This is a genomic window from Pseudonocardia autotrophica (assembly GCF_003945385.1).
Classification (GTDB): Bacteria; Actinomycetota; Actinomycetes; order Mycobacteriales; family Pseudonocardiaceae; genus Pseudonocardia; species Pseudonocardia autotrophica.
Genome location: NZ_AP018920.1, coordinates 2215797 through 2230542, shown reverse-complemented (window position 1 = coordinate 2230542; position 14746 = coordinate 2215797). Strand labels below are relative to the sequence as shown.

The 14746-nt window shown below is 71.7% G+C and carries 13 protein-coding genes; 7 read left to right on the top strand and 6 right to left on the bottom strand.

Annotated elements, in window-relative coordinates:
* Window positions 1-41 precede the first annotated feature (41 nt).
* Together Pdca_RS10670 and Pdca_RS10665 are read right to left on the bottom strand one after the other, a co-directional pair.
* A complete protein-coding gene (locus Pdca_RS10670) occupies window positions 42-2207 on the bottom strand; it encodes a N,N-dimethylformamidase beta subunit family domain-containing protein (protein ID WP_085916573.1) in 2166 nt (721 codons plus the stop codon).
* Window positions 2204-3256: an ABC transporter substrate-binding protein gene (locus Pdca_RS10665; protein WP_085916572.1), complete on the bottom strand. Its 1053-nt coding sequence runs from the start codon at window positions 3254-3256 to the stop codon at window positions 2204-2206. The genes Pdca_RS10670 and Pdca_RS10665 overlap by 4 nt, the downstream gene beginning before the upstream one ends.
* Before the next feature lie 243 nt (window positions 3257-3499).
* On the opposite strand from Pdca_RS10665, the gene Pdca_RS10660 reads away from it, so the two are divergent.
* Genes Pdca_RS10660 through Pdca_RS10635 form a run of 6 tightly spaced genes read left to right on the top strand, consistent with a single transcriptional unit; the run spans window position 3500 to window position 8723 of the window.
* On the top strand, window positions 3500-4432 hold the full coding sequence (locus Pdca_RS10660; protein ID WP_085916571.1) for an ABC transporter permease: 933 nt from the start codon (window positions 3500-3502) through the stop codon (window positions 4430-4432).
* Window positions 4429-5220 carry an ABC transporter permease gene (locus tag Pdca_RS10655; protein ID WP_085916570.1) on the top strand — a complete coding sequence of 264 codons (792 nt, stop codon included), beginning with the start codon at window positions 4429-4431 and terminating at the stop codon, window positions 5218-5220. Before Pdca_RS10660 ends, Pdca_RS10655 begins: the two co-directional genes overlap by 4 nt.
* Window positions 5213-6313, top strand: coding sequence for an ABC transporter ATP-binding protein (locus Pdca_RS10650; RefSeq protein ID WP_085916569.1), 1101 nt, complete (start codon window positions 5213-5215; stop codon window positions 6311-6313). The genes Pdca_RS10655 and Pdca_RS10650 overlap by 8 nt, the downstream gene beginning before the upstream one ends.
* Window positions 6310-6954 carry a class II aldolase/adducin family protein gene (locus Pdca_RS10645; RefSeq protein ID WP_085916568.1) on the top strand — a complete coding sequence of 215 codons (645 nt, stop codon included), beginning with the start codon at window positions 6310-6312 and terminating at the stop codon, window positions 6952-6954. The genes Pdca_RS10650 and Pdca_RS10645 overlap by 4 nt, the downstream gene beginning before the upstream one ends.
* Window positions 6951-7946 (top strand): carbohydrate kinase family protein, encoded by a 996-nt coding sequence (locus Pdca_RS10640; protein ID WP_085916567.1) that lies wholly within the window; start codon window positions 6951-6953, stop codon window positions 7944-7946. The genes Pdca_RS10645 and Pdca_RS10640 overlap by 4 nt, the downstream gene beginning before the upstream one ends.
* Entirely contained in the window at window positions 7947-8723 is a 777-nt protein-coding gene (locus Pdca_RS10635; RefSeq protein WP_085916566.1) for an IclR family transcriptional regulator, read from the top strand.
* Window positions 8724-8840: 117 nt separating this feature from the next.
* Here Pdca_RS10635 and Pdca_RS10630 read toward each other — a convergent pair whose 3' ends face one another.
* Window positions 8841-9791 carry a zinc-binding dehydrogenase gene (locus Pdca_RS10630; RefSeq protein ID WP_085916565.1) on the bottom strand — a complete coding sequence of 317 codons (951 nt, stop codon included), beginning with the start codon at window positions 9789-9791 and terminating at the stop codon, window positions 8841-8843.
* 229 nt (window positions 9792-10020) lie between these two features.
* Here Pdca_RS10630 and Pdca_RS10625 point away from each other — a divergent pair, with 229 nt between their 5' ends.
* Window positions 10021-10767 (top strand): MerR family transcriptional regulator, encoded by a 747-nt coding sequence (locus Pdca_RS10625; protein WP_085916564.1) that lies wholly within the window; start codon window positions 10021-10023, stop codon window positions 10765-10767.
* 497 nt (window positions 10768-11264) lie between these two features.
* Here the strand turns inward: Pdca_RS10625 and Pdca_RS10620 are convergent, their stop codons facing one another.
* The 3 genes from Pdca_RS10620 to Pdca_RS10610 are packed head-to-tail and all read right to left on the bottom strand — an operon-like array spanning window position 11265 to window position 14746.
* Window positions 11265-12275 (bottom strand): IS3 family transposase, encoded by a 1011-nt coding sequence (locus tag Pdca_RS10620; protein WP_125911267.1) that lies wholly within the window; start codon window positions 12273-12275, stop codon window positions 11265-11267.
* Window positions 12272-12748 carry a transposase gene (locus tag Pdca_RS36030; RefSeq protein WP_179956585.1) on the bottom strand — a complete coding sequence of 159 codons (477 nt, stop codon included), beginning with the start codon at window positions 12746-12748 and terminating at the stop codon, window positions 12272-12274. The genes Pdca_RS10620 and Pdca_RS36030 overlap by 4 nt, the downstream gene beginning before the upstream one ends.
* A 21-nt stretch (window positions 12749-12769) precedes the next feature.
* Complete coding sequence (locus Pdca_RS10610) at window positions 12770-14746, bottom strand: DUF2357 domain-containing protein (protein ID WP_232021664.1); 1977 nt, start codon at window positions 14744-14746, stop codon at window positions 12770-12772.

Below are 14746 nucleotides of genomic sequence, written 5' to 3'. Positions count from 1 at the left end.
TGTGGGCACGGGAGGTCCCCCTCGGTGATGGCCGGCGCCGGTCACGACAGGACCTCGCCGGGTGTGTCGCGGAACCGGTCGAGCACGTTGCCCGTGATCCGCGCGGTGTCGTTGTCGCCGTCGTCATGGGTCATCGCGGTGGACCAGCCGATCGAGCCCACCGAGAACACCGCGCCGCCGCCGGGGCGTCCGAACAGGACGACGTCGGCCCGGACCTTCGGGTGCACCCCCGGTGGTGCGGCCGCGTAGCCGTGGTCGATCTCCTCGGGCACCAGCGCGATCCGCTCGGAGTGCCCCACCGACGAGGCCAGCACGACCGCGTCCGCCGGGGTGCCGAGTGCGGTGTCCGCGCGGTCGAACTCGTCGGCGGCGGCACCGCCGAGGCCGGGGCCGACGTCGCCGAAGATCTCCCCGGTATCGGCCCGTACGCCGTCGAAGGCCCACGCCACCCGCGGGTCGTCGCTCTCCCCGGTACGCCGGTACCCGTATCCGCGGTCGAAACCCTGGGCGGTGAAGCCGACCCCCACCAGCGTGTTCGGGGCGCGGCCGCGCATCCGCCACAGGCCGCCCGGTTCGCCGGTCGCCGCCAGGTGCTCCTCACCGGGTGCCGACACCCACGTCGCGACGCCGGCGTGCCCGCGGCGGATCTCGATCGCGTCGCCGGGGCCGCGGTGCCGGGCGGTGACCTGGTAGAAACCGTTGCCGCCCAGGTACATCAGCCGGCCACCGGAGCCGGTGTAGTCCGCGTAGGCGTCGAGCATCGCGGCCGAGCAGTACTCCGGGTGCGCCCCGGTGAGCACGACGCGGTAGTGCCGGAGCAGGTCGGCCCCGTGGGCGTCGATCTCGTCGTCGGTGACGACCGCGTAGTGCTCGCCCCGCCGATCCAGCCAGTCGAGCAACAGCAGATCCTGGGCGTAGTGCCGGAACCCGCGGGTGGTCGGCGTGTAGTAGTCGGGGCGGATGTTCACGATCGGCCGCAGCCGCGACGAATAGCAGACCCCGCTGCCGTCGTCGTGGGTGTCGTAGAGCGACCGGCCGAACTCGGGATGCGCGACGAGCCAGCGATCGCGCTCGTCGATCCCGCGGTTCTCGCCGTAGATGCCCAGCCGCTCGGTCTCGAACTCGGCGTAGGTCCGCCAGTTCGCGTACGCGAGGTAGGTCCAGGTCGGCAGCACCACCAGGGTCGGCGCGACGTGCCGGCGGGGAGTGACGACGACCGGGATCCGGTCGACGTCGTCGCCGGCGGTGAGCTTGAGCGCGTACACCCCGCTCGCCAGGTCGTCGGGCACCGCCCAGGTGAGGTCGGTGTCCCAGCCCGCGTCCGCCAGGTCGTCCTCGTGCAGGTGCACGGCGTCGAACTCGGCGGGCGCGGCCCGGAAATCGCGTTCGGCGCCGGTCCAGAACGGGCCCGGCACGCCGCGGGCCGGAAGATGGTGCACCGTCCCGCCCGCGGTCAGCCCGCCACGGTCGGGCACCGTGGTTCCGCCGGGATCGGCGGCGAGATCCAGTGCGCTGGTCGTGGCGGGATCGAGCAGGGTGAGCGGATCGGCCCCGCCGGCGAGCTGCCGGGTCACCGCGGGCTCCCACGCGGTGGACACCACGGGGCGGGCGACCGCGCCGTCGAAGGTCCGGCCGGGCCCGGCCGGCCGGGACCCGTCGGAGCCGATCAGCACCGGCCCGGTCGCGGTCACCGGTTCCGCGGTCCCCTGCACGGCCACCATCGGCGCGTCCGGCGGGTACACCTCCAGTCGCGCGGTGCCGTCGGCGCCGAGGGTCGCGGCGGCGAACGCCCACCGGTGCGCGATCGTGCCGGCCGGTGCCCGCAGGACGGTCCGGTCGGAGACCCGCAGCGAGATCTCACCGTCCGCGGCGGCAAGGGTGACGGCTCCGACGGTCAGCAACGGTCGCGCCCGGGTGCCGGGCCGGGTCGGGCGGAACCAGAGTGCGATTCCGAGACCGGGCTCGGTGCGCTGCGCGGACGCCGACACGTAGGAGCCCGACGTGGTGTGCTGGATGCGCCCCGGGACGGTTCCCGGGAGGTCGTGCGGCACCGGCTCCTCGACGAGCGGACGGTCGTGCCGGTCCCCTCCCCCGCGGCGCAGCCGGACCAGCTCCGGGACGAGCTCGGGATGGTCGGTGGAGCAGCGGAACCCGATCTCGTCGCCCGCGGTCACCGACAACCGGTCGGCGTAGCCGACGATCCTCATCGGTTCACCCAGTCCGTCCAGCGCCGGGTGGCCTCGTCGAGGTTCTCGGCCCACCAGGCGTCGTCGCGGACCACGGTGCTGCCAGCCGACTGCGGGCCGTCCACGAACTCCGCGATCCCCGGGTCCGAGCTCGGCGCCGCCGTCGAGTTCGAGGGGCCGTAGGGCATCCGGTTCGCGATCGCCTCCTGGTTCTGCTGCCCGATCAGGCTGTTGATCAGCTGGTAGGCCTGCTCCTGGTGGGGCGCACCCTTGACGATCGTCAGGACGTCGAAGTACTTCAGCGGCTGGTTCCAGACGACGTCGATCGGCGCGCCGGCGGCCTTCGCGTCGTAGGCGCGGCCGGGCCAGGCCAGCATCATGTCGACCTCGCCGGACTCCAGTGCCTGGGTCTGCTGGGCTCCGGTGTCGAAGAACCGCACCGAGTCCCGGATCCCGTCCAGCGTGGCGAAGGCACGGTCGTAGTCCAGCGGGTACAGCTGGTCGCCGGGCACTCCGTCGGCGAGCAGCGCGGCCTCCATGCCGGCGTCCTTGGCGTAGTTCATGATCCCCCGCGCGCCGGGGTACGCCGCGGGATCGAAGAAGTCCGCCCAGCTCGTGGGCGGGTTGTCGCCGTAGGTCTCGGTGTTGTAGACGAGCAGGAACGAGGAGTTGAGCACCGGGACGCCGCAGGGGGACATCTGGTCCGGGTCGAGGCCCTCGGTGTCGACGCGGTCGAAGTCGATCTCCTCGAACAGCGTCCCGCAGCGCCCCTGGGCGATGTAGGGCGCGGAGTAGAAGACGTCCCAGGTGGGGGCGCCGGCCTGCACCATCGCGGTCAGCTTCGCCTCGTTGTTCGGCGACTCCTCGGCGACCGTCACCCCCTCGGCCTCCAGCTCGACGTAGGCGTTGGCCGCGAAGACCTCGGCCAGCGCGCCGCCGGTGTTGGCGAAGACGACGGTCGATCCGTCCCCGGCGGCCGAGGACCCGACCTGTCCGAAGCAGCCCGTTGCGGTGAGCCCGACGACGGACGCCAGTGCGGCAACGGTGAGGGCACTGCGGCGGATTCGCATTCGATCACCTCTGGATTCGACGACGCGTTTCGTATTCTGAAACAACGTTCACAATGCAGAAAGCATGGAGGGTCGGACGGATCGCCGTCAAGACGCACCCGGATTGCCCCGCGCAGGTGTTTCGGCTGCATTACAGGCGATCGACGCCCTTGACATCATCGCCGGGACTGAGCACGGTTACGTTCCACTTCGTGAAACGCGATCCATAGTCCGCGACATGTCGGCCGACCGAGAGGGACCCCGATGGCCGTGACCACGCCCTCGACACGGACACCCCGGACCCCACCCGATCCGGGTCGGGACCGCCGTGGCCGGCCCCGGTGGGCGGCCGGGCGGCTGATATTGCTCGCCGCGCTCCCCGCACTCCTGGTGCTGCTGATCTTCTTCGTGGTCCCCGCGGTGCGACTGCTCTGGCTCTCGGTCACCACGCCGGAACCCGGGCTGGGCAACTACGCCGCGATCGTCGCCGACGACGTCACCCTCACCGTCGTGCTGCGCACGCTCGGCACGGCGGCGATCGTCACGGTGGTCTGCGTGCTGGTCGCCTACCCGTACGCCTACCTGATGACGATCGTGACGCGCAGGTGGCGGGCGCTGCTGCTGGCCGTCGTGCTCATCCCGTTCTGGACATCGCTGATGGCGCGCACCTTCGCCTGGGTGGTGTTGTTGCAGGACAACGGGATCGTTAACCAGCTGTTGACCGTGGCCGGGGTGGGGCCGGTCCGCATGCTCGGCACGACCACCGGCGTCGCGCTGGCCATGGCGCAGGTGATGCTCCCGTTCGTGGTGCTGCCGGTGTACACCGCGATGCGCGGCATCGACCGCAGGCTGGTGGCCGCCGCACAGTCGCTGGGGGCCCGCCCGGCGGTGGCCTTCGCACGGGTGTACCTGCCGCTGTCGTTCCCCGGCGTCGCCGCCGGAGCGACGCTGGTGATGGTGCTCTCGCTGGGCTTCTACGTGACCCCGGCCCTGGTCGGGTCACCGCAGCAGTCGATGCTGGCCCAGTTCATCTCGGTCCAGGTGAACCAGCTGGTGAACTTCGGGGCGGCCGGTGCGCTGGCCGTGACGTTGCTGCTGGTCACGCTGCTGCTGCTCGGCGCGGTGCAGGTGCTCACCCGGACCAGGGGCGGCCGCGGCGGCGGCATCAGCAGCGGCGTCGCCGGGGGTGTGTCATGACCGACGGTGTGTTGTTGCGGCGTACCCTCGCCGTGCTCGGCGTCCTGGTGGGGATCTGGCTCGTCGTCCCGACCCTGATCGTCGTGCCGATCAGCTTCTCCGGCGAGAACAGCTTCGCGTTCCCGCCGTCGTCCTGGGGTGTCGGGCACTACGTGCGGTTCTTCACCGAGCGGAGCTGGCTGAACTCGCTGCTGGTGTCCCTGCAGCTCGCGCTGATCGTCACGGTGGTGGCGACCGTGCTCGGTACCGCCGCATCGGTCGCGCTGGCGCGCAGCCGGTTCCGGGCCAAGCGGGCGCTGGACGGGCTGTTCCTGGCGCCGCTGATCGTGCCCGGCATCGTGGTCGCGGTCGCGCTGTACGCGACCTTCCTCGGCTGGGGCCTGATCGGCACGCCCACCGGCTTCGTGCTGGCCCACACCGTCCTGGCGCTGCCGTTCGTCGTGGTCAACGTGACGGCCGCCCTCAGTGCGGTCGATCCGGTACTGGAACGGGCCGCGGCGGGCCTGGGCGCGTCGTCCTGGGCGACCTTCCGCCAGGTGACCTTCCCGATCATCCGGCCCGGGGTGGGCGCCGGTGCCCTGTTCGCCTTCGTCACCTCGTTCGACGAGGTGGTGGTCTCCCTGTTCATCCAGTCGCCGCAGTTGCAGACCCTGCCGGTGCGGATGTTCACGTCGGTGACCAACGAGGTCGACCCCACCATCGCGGCCGCGTCCACGGTCGTGCTCGTCGTGTCCACCGTCCTGCTCGGCCTCGCCGGGCTCACCCGCAGGAGGTCATCCCGTGTCTGACCAGGCCGGTGGCGCCGGCATCGACGTCGAAGCGCTCACCAAGACCTACCGCGGGGCCTCGGCCCCGGCCGTGGCCGGCATCGACCTGCAGATCCGGGCCGGCGAGTTCATGACGTTGCTCGGCCCGAGCGGATCGGGCAAGACGACCACGCTCAACATGATCGCCGGGTTCGAGGAGGTCACCTCCGGGCGGATCCTGCTCGACGGCGACGACATCGCCCGGCTCCCACCACACAAGCGCGGCCTGGGCATGGTCTTCCAGAACTACGCGCTGTTCCCGCACATGACCGCGGCGGACAACATCGCCTTCCCGCTGCGGCAGCGCCGGGTCCCCCGGGCCGAGATCGCGCAACGGGTGCGGGAGGCGCTGGCGCTGGTGCATCTCGAGGGGCACGGGGACCGTCTTCCCGGGCAGCTCTCCGGCGGCCAGCAGCAGCGGGTCGCGCTGGCCAGGGCGGTGGTGTTCTCCCCCCGCGTGCTGCTGCTCGACGAGCCGCTCGGCGCGCTGGACAAGAAGCTGCGCGAGTCGCTGCAGCTGCAGATCTCCCGGCTGCACTCGGAGCTGGGCATCACGTTCGTGTTCGTCACCCACGACCAGGAGGAGGCGCTGGCGCTCTCCGACCGGATCGCGGTCTTCCGCGACGGGCACATCGAACAGGTCGGCACGCCGTCGGAGCTGTACGAGAGCCCGGCGACGCACTTCGTCGCCACCTTCCTCGGCGACTCGAACGTCTTCACCGGGACCGCACGCGACGGCCTGCTCGACACCGGTTCCGCCACCCTGCACTGCACCGGCCCGGACGGCCCGTCGTCGCTGGTCGTGCGCCCGGAGCGGATGCGGATCAGCACCGGCGACGAGCACCGGGCGACCGGCACGAACCAGCTCTCCGCCACCGTCACCGACGTCGTCTACCAGGGGGCCTTCCGGCGTGTGCTGGTCCGGTTCGACGACGGCGGCCAGGGCATGGTTCGCGACGCGACCTCGGAGACCGCGGTCGCCGCGGGCGACCGGGTGGCGCTGTGCTGGCCGGCCGGGGCCGGTGTCCTGCTGCCCGACGGGCAGGCCACTGCCGACACCGCGAGCATCGGATGAACGGGCCGTCGGCCACCGGCGGGATCGACGCCGCCCGCGCCGCCGTGGCCCGCGCCGGGCTCTCGATGGTCGCCGAAGGGCTGGTCACCGGGACCGCGGGCAACGTGAGCATGCGGGTCGGTGACCTGGTGGCGATCACGCCGTCGGGGATCGCCTACGACCGGATCGGCCCGGATGACGTGTGCGTGGTCGATCTCGACGGCGAGCCGGTCGAGTGCCCGCACAGCCCGTCGTCGGAGACGCCCTTGCACCTGCTGGTGTACCGCGGCACGGACGCCGGGGCCGTCGTGCACCATCACGGCCTGCACAGCGTCGCGGTCTCCCTGCTGCACGACGTGCTCCCGGCCGTGCACTATTACGTGGGCCGGCTCGGCGGCCCGCCCCGGGTCGCCGCGTACGCCACCTACGGCACTCCGGAGCTGGCCGACGCGGTGGGCGCCGCGCTGGTCGACCGCTCGGCGGCGCTGATGCGCAACCACGGCGCGGTCGCCTACGGGGCGACGCTGGAGGAGGCGGCCGATCGGGCCGGGCTGATCGAGTGGCTGTGCCGGCTCTACATCGTCGCGGCGTCGGTCGGGACGCCGCACACCCTGGACGAACGGGATCTCGCCGCGGTGGCGGCACGGAGGGCGGCACGGTGAGGATCGTCTGTCTCGGCGCACACATCCTCGATGTACTGGGCCGGCCGGTCGTGGACATCCCACCGGGTCAGGGGCGGCGGGTCCTCGACGAGATCCGGGTGACCGCCGCCGGGACCGCCGGGGGCACCGCCGTCGACCTCGCCAAGCTCGGTGCCGAGGTGACCGGCATCGGCCCGATCGGCGACGACGTGTCCGGCAGGCTGCTCCGCGAGCTGCTCGGTGAGCACGGCGTCGACACCAGCGGGCTGGCCGTCCGGGCCGGGCAGGCCACGCCGTCGACGATCCTGCCGGTACGCCCGAACGGTGAACGGCCCGCCCTGCACGCCCCGGGGGCGATGGGCCGGCTCACCCTCGCCGACGTCGATCTCGATCTGGTCGCCGCCGCCGACGTCCTGCACGTCGGCGGCCCGGACGTGCTCGGGGACTTCACCGTCGACGGGCTGCCGACCGTCCTGCGGCACGCCCGCGCGCACGCCACGACGGTCTCGATGGATCTGCTCAGCGTCGGCCGCGACGGGCTGTTCGACGAGCTCGCGACGCTGTGGCCGCTGGTCGACCACTTCCTGCCCAACGACGACCAGCTGCGCTCCCTCATCGGCACCGACGACCTGGTCGACGCAGCCGGGACCGTCCGGCGGGCGGGCACCGGCACGGTCATCGTGACCTGCGGCGCCGACGGTGCCCTGGTGTGCTCCGGCGACGGCACCACCCGGGTCCCCGCGCACGAGGTGGCGGTGATCGACACGACCGGCTGCGGGGACGCGTTCACCGCAGGCTTCCTCGTGGGCCGGCTGCGCGGAGAGTCCCTCCTCGACGCGGCCCGGCTCGGGACGGCCGCCGCCGCCCAGGTCGCCCAGGGGCTGGGCTCCGACGCCGGGATCCGCGACCTGCCCTCCACGCTGGCCCTGCGCGACGCCCACGGCACCGCAAGCGGCACCGCGGACGGTAGGGTCCGCCCGTCCGGGACGGCGTCGGGCGCGGAGGTCGGCTGAATGTCGGAGAAGGCCCCGTCCACCGGTGAACCGGTCCGGGTGTTGGTCAAGGCGATGTCGGTGCTCGACCTGCTGGCCGAGGAGTCCGAGCCGATCAGCCTCGGCGAGATCGCCGGCCGGCTCGATCTCAACAAGAGCACCTGTTACCGGATCCTGCACACGCTCGCCGCGGGCGACTTCGTCGAGCGCTCCTCCCCCGGCACCTACCGGCTGGGGATCGGCGCGTTCCGCATCGGCAGCGCCATGGCCCGCCGGATGGGGGTCCGCGAGCGGGCGCTGCCCGCCATGCAGGAGCTGTACCGCGCCACCGGCGAGACCATCTTCCTGCTGATCCCGCGCGGCGACGAGGCGGTCTGCGTCGAACGCCTCGACGGTCGTTACGCGGCCACCCACATACTGCGGGTCGGTGGGGCACTGCCGCTGCACAGGGGCGCCGGCCCGCGGTTGCTGCTCGCCTCGCTGCCCGACGACCAGGTCGAGACCTATCTGCGCGGGCTGATGGTCCCGACCTCGTCGCGGCACACCTCCCCCACCGCGCTGCGTGACCAGGTCGCGCAGATCCGGTCGGCGGGCTACGCCATGAGCGAGGACGACGTCGAGGTCGGCGTCCGCGCGCTCAGCGGGGCGGTCCGCGACCACGAGGACCACGTCGTGGCGGCACTCAGCATCAGCGGGCTCACGGCACACCTGCCCGACTCGGAGCTCGACCGGCTGCTGGACCTGTTGCGGGCCGCGACCGCGGCCGCGTCGCAGGCGCTGGGGTACCGGTCCGGCTGAGCCCGCACGGCCGCTCCGGTGTCACGGACCCCGCCGGCACCGCAGGGTCGGTGCCGGTCCGGGCCCGGATCCGCCGGTCGGCGGGTCTGCCGGTCGGCGGGTCAGCGGGTCAGCGGGTCAGCCCAGGTCGACGACGGCCTTGCCGTGCAGCGTCCGGCCGAGCAGCGCCGTCACGGCGTCCCCGGCGTCGTCGAGCCCACCCCGCCAGGCCGGTTCGGCGTCGAGCGCCCCGGAGCCGACCTGCCCGGCCAGCCAGGTGAGATCGGGCCCGAAGTCACCCGTGGCCCCGAGGAAGAAGGTGACGACCGACCGGTCGTGCCCGCCGTCGTTGCCGAACAGGTCGCCGAAGCCGAACGCTTCGCCCTCCCCCGACGAGTGCCCGACCGCGACCAGCGTGCCGTGCTCGCGCAGCGCCCGGAACGCCTCGACCAGCACCCGGCCGCCGACCTGGTCGAGGACACCGTCGACCGGCTCGGACAGCGCACCGGGACCGGGCAGCACCTCGTCGGCGCCGAGTGCGCGCAGCGCGTCGCCGTGCGCGGCCGGGTCCGACGTGGTTGCGACGACGTGCGCGCCTGCGCGGCTCGCCAGCTGGACCGCGAACCGTCCGACACCGCCGGACGCGCCGGTGACCAGGATCCGGCGGCCGAGCAGCGGACCGATCCGGCGCAGCGCCCGCAGTGCGGTGAGCCCCGCGACCGGCAGCGTGCTCGCGGCACCGAGATCCACACCGGACGGGACGACACCCAGCAACACGACCGGCACCGCGCGCAGCTCGGCGACCGCCCCGACCAGGCCGAACGTGACGACCGGGGTGCCCACCGGCGGGCCGGAGCCGTCCGTGGCGGCCTGCTGCACGGTCCCGGCCGCGTCCGAGCCCAGCACGGTCTCCTCCGGCGGGCGGTCCATGCCGGCCGGCACCGCGCCCGCGGCGAGGGCGACCTCGCCGAAGTTGAGCGACGCCGCCCGCACCCGGACCAGCACCTCGCCAGGGCCGGGCACCGGATCTGCGGTCTCCCCGACCCGCAGGCCGGTCTCGGCGGAACGGTCGAACAACAACGCGCGCATGGGTTCCCTCCGCTGCGGCCGGCTCCCGCGATCCGGCTCCCCATCGAGGGAACACCCGGCCGTGGCGGCACGGTCAAGTCCGGGCCGCGGCGATCTGCACCACATTCCGGAATCAGCCCCGGTGGTCACGCCTTCACACGTGGTGACGGGCCGGGGTTGTCCGGTCCGTGCCGTAACGGCACGATCTCGGACGGAACCGCAGTGTGCGAGATCCGGGGAGAGGTGGGGCATGGCCTGGAGCACTCGTGAGATCGCCGAGCTCGCAGGCACCAGCCTGCGGGCGGTGCGGCACTACCACGAGGTCGGCCTGCTGGCGGAGCCCGAGCGGCGCTCCAACGGCTACAAGCAGTACGGCGTCGCGCACCTGGTGCGGGTGCTGCGCATCAAGCGGCTCACCGACCTCGGTTTCTCGCTCGCCCAGATCGCCGCCATGGGCGACGCCGACGACCACCCCGAGGAGGCCCTGCGCACCCTCGACTCGGAGCTCGCCGAGACCATCGAGCGGCTGCAGCGGATCCGTGCCGAGCTCGGCACGATCATGCGCGACGGCACCCCGACCGACCTGCCGTCGGACTTCGCGCCGGCCACGGCGCAGGCGGAGCTGTCCGAGACCGACCGATCGCTGATGGTCGTGATGACCAGGGTGCTGGGCCCGCAGAGCCTGCAGGCCTACGCGGACATGCTGCAGGACCTACCGCCGGACCCGAACGCGGACGCCTTCGAGAACCTGCCCGAGGACGCCGACGAGCAGACCCGCCAGGACCTCGCCGAGCGGATGGTGCCCTACGTCCGCGACCTGCACGCGGCGCACCCGTCGCTGGAGCAGCAGATGCACGACGACGCACCACGCGGGGCAAGTTTCGCCTCCCGGACGATGGGGGCCGCGATGCGGGACCTCTACAACCCGGCCCAGGTCGACGTCATGGCGCGGCTCGGGATGCTGTTGCGGGAGGAGCCGGCGGGCGACCGGGAGTGACGAATCGTGGCTCGCACCGCCCGGCCGCAACAAGGGTGCCGCCCGCTCTCCGACAACGATCCTGCAGAGAGAGACGACGATCCTGCGGAGAGAGTGGTGTGCAGGTCCCCGTAGCGCCCGTCCGGGAGGTCACCGGCCAGCTGAGCTCGAGCCGCTGCGCAGGACATCCCACCAGGTGACGGCGATCGGAGCGCCCGGGCGGTGTGCCTTCGGCAGGAGCCACCGGATGTCGAGCGAGTCCAGCCAGTTCGGCACATCCGGTACCGGCGTCAGATCGGTGACGAAGTAGAGGCTCCCCCGCGGATCCGGATAGCCCCACCGGAGGAGGTCCGCCTGGTCGGCGGCCCGCCACGTTCCCACCCGTGCCAGGCGGACACATCGCAGACCTGCGTCACCGTTGCCGTAGAGCAGGACGAGGGAGGCGCTGAGCTCTCGGCTCCCCAACGTGACAGCACCGGCACGGTCGGTAGCTGTCAAGTCAACTGAGACAGTTGATCTTACTGAGTTGGCTGTAGGACGGGTTGATTGATCCACGCCTGCTCGGGCAGGCGCGGCGGGCTGGGCCGGCGACTGAATCGCTCGGGATACTGGGCGTGTGCGCGGTCGAGGACGGTCTGACGCTGAGCCCGGACCTCGGTCGCGGTGTCGAAGTGGATCGACGCCGGGGTGTGCATGCCGATGCCGGAGTGCCGATGCTCGTGGTTGTAGTGCTCGAAGAACCGCTCGCAGAACGCGCGGGCATCAGCGAGCGAGCCGAACCGGTCCGGGAAGTCCGGCACGTACTTCAGCGTCTTGAACTGCGCCTCGGAGAACGGGTTGTCATTCGAGCACTGCGGCCGGGAATGTGACCGGCAGATACCGAGATCGACCATCAGCTCCGATACCGGTTTCGAGGTCATCGACCCGCCCCGGTCGGCATGAATCGTCTGCGGGATGACGTGGTTGCGGGCGACTGCGTCGGCGAGGAAATCCTTCGCCACGACGGCATCCTCAGCGTTCGCGGCGAGCCATCCGACTACGTAGCGGGAGAAGATGTCGAGCACCACATACAGCTTGTACCACTCGCCCTTCCGCGGGCCCTTCAGCGCGGTGATGTCCCACGACCACACCTCGCTCGGGCCATGAGCGACCAGCTCCGGGCGCACCCGCGGCGGATGCGTGGCCTGGGCGCGCCGTTCCCGGTTCTGACCCGCTGCGCGGGCGATCCGGTACATGCTCGACTGCGAGCACCACCACCGGCCCTCGTCGAGCTCCCGGGCCCACACCTGCGGAATGGCCAGATCCCGGTAGTCCTCGGAGTTCAGCAGCGCGAGCACGGCGGCACGCTCGTCGTCGGTGATCGTCGAGGGCGGGAGCCGGCGCGCACGGTGCGGGCCGTGCAGCGGCCCGAGCGTCACCCCCGCCGGGTCGGCGCGGCGGTAGTGCGTGGCCCGCGACCGACCGGTCAACGCGCACGCCGCCTTGATCGACACCTCAGCGGCGCGCAACTCGGTGAACGCGCCGTTCAACGCCGCTTCCGCGGCGCCGGTGGTTCCTGGTCGTCCGCGCTCTCGGACAGCTGCTCCAAGAGCGCGTGCGCTTTTCCCATGATGTCCAACGCGGTCCGCGTCTTCGTCAGGTCGGATTCGAGTTTCGCGTTCCGGGCCCGGAGCCGTTCCAACTCGGCCGCCTCCGCCGACCGCTTCGGACGTTTCGCCGACCGCCTCGAATCGGCTACGCCCTCCAGCGCGCCGACGTCCCGGGCCCGGGTCCACTCGATCACGTGCGACGAATACAGGCCCTCCCGGCGCAGGACCGCGCCCTTCTCACCGTTCGGCGCGTTCTCATACTCCGCGACGATCGCCAGCTTGTATTCCGCGCTGAACGACCTACGCGACGGACGCGGCGACGGACCACCAGCCGACCGCGGACCCGACGACGACGCCGTCGACCCGCTGCTGCCGGCCCCCGCACCGCGACGCTCCTCCGATGACACGAGCACCAGGATCTCCGATCACGCCCTCTACTGTGAACCGCTGACTTCAACCTGTCTCAGGTGATCTTGGCAGAGAGGGCGGTCGCCAGCACGCACGTTGTACAGACCGGTGTCCTCGATCCATCCGCGGTGCGCATCCCCACGCACATACCCGAGCAAGACTCCGGTATCGGCCGGCGGTCGTTCGAGGAACGACGCCGGCGCGAGCCCGCGCGGAGCGGCATGGTTGCGCTGACGCACCGAGGCTGTCCAGAACCGGTCCCGCTCGTCGTCGCTCGCCTGGTCGCTCACGTGCTCGATGACGCTGTCCACGAACTGCTCAAGTTCCTGGGCCCCGAACGCGCCCAGCGGACCCGGTCGGAGCGGAAACGCTCCGAGCCCCGGGAGCAGCTCCCAGTACCGGCTCACCTGTACCGGCACATCGCCCGGGTAGAGCACGTAGGCGCCCGCCGTACGGTGGATAGCGTCCCGGTAGGCGTGCATCTTGAGCAGGTCCTCACGCTTGCTCCGAGCGACTGTCTCGGCCCGCTCCTCCTCGGCCGCGGCCTGCGCCTCCACCGTCTCCTCGGCCACCGACAGCTGCTCCACCAGGCGATCAACGCGGTACTTCGCATCGAAATGAACCCAGACATCGAGTTCGGCGTCACCGGGGACCGCGGTCAGCGGACGAACCCGGAGCGAGCAGTCAGGGCGCATCGCACGGGTCCAGGAGCCGTCCGCCGAGTGAGAACCGTGCACGACCGAGAAGTGGCGGTTGAAGTACAGCTCGACGGCGAGCCGGCGCCCGCCCCGATCGAGCGTCCAGCTAATCGCCGAGGCCTGTCCCGAGCGGAGGGTCAGCGCCAGGCCGTCACCAACCGCGGTGAACGCATGCGCGGTCTTCGAGGCCCCGCAGACCCGCCCCACCGCGTCGGCGAGTGCGAGGAAACACCAGAACTCGTAGAGCGTCGCGATGTTCCGCTGAGAGGCGCTGAAGAGATCGTCGAGGCCAGCGTCCTCAAACGACAGCGCGACACCGGTCTCCACCAGCGCAAACGTGCGGAAGATGTCGCGGTAGCCGTAGCGTCTCAGGAGTACCTGGTTGCTTGTCGGCAATGCGGCGAGCGGGCCCACCTCGCGGAAGACCGGGTTCGAGAGTAGCTCGTCGAGCTGCTCGATCACGTCCCGAGCTGCGTCGCGGCCCCGCCGCACCGGGCCGGGATCGAGATCTGTCGCGACACCCAGGACGTCGAGGAGCTGATCGGCGATGCCGCGCCAGTGCTCCAGCGCATACTTCACGAATCGATTCGGCAGCGTATCCACTGTGGATTCATGGCGCTGGACGGGCATACGCGAGGGGATCGACGGGATCCCGGCCCGCTGTCCCGCAGGCCAGGAACGACGTGCTCCCGGCGCGGTGATCGCACGGCCGGCGGCGGACCCACGCGGGAATCCACTCCCGGCGGGCCGGTGCTCGACCTCGACCTCCCAGCCGTGGTGTGGCTGATGAACGACCCGGCCTGATGCCGCCGCGAAGTCGTCGGAGGCGAGCCTGCTCTGAAGCACGGCGAAGCGTTGATAGAGCAGCTCGGCCGACGCGTCGCCTGAGGAAAAGTCCTGTGTGGTCGGGGCGAATCCCTGTAGTACTGCCTCCGCCGCGTGCTCGGCGATGTCGTCGAGCATCTGTCGGTACTGCTCAGGCTGGGCGAAGGTGGCGGGAACGACGTGCACGTCCCCGTGCAGTGTGGTCGCACCGGCCCTCAGCGCGAACCGGAGCCGGCCAACTGACTGCCCGGGACGGATCCGACCGGTGCGCCCACTGCCGTCGTCCGGCTCGACCAGCTCACCCGGTTCGAGACGGACATCGCCCGGCACGCCGTCAACGCGGTACCGGTACGTCGCGCTCTCGCGCAGCGCAAGCCGGCCCGAGCGCGCGACCAGCGCCCGGCCACGTGGCAGCGCCGTGATGACAATGCGCGCGGCGCCGCCACCCGAGAGTGGGATGCGGAGTTCGTCTGGCTCCAT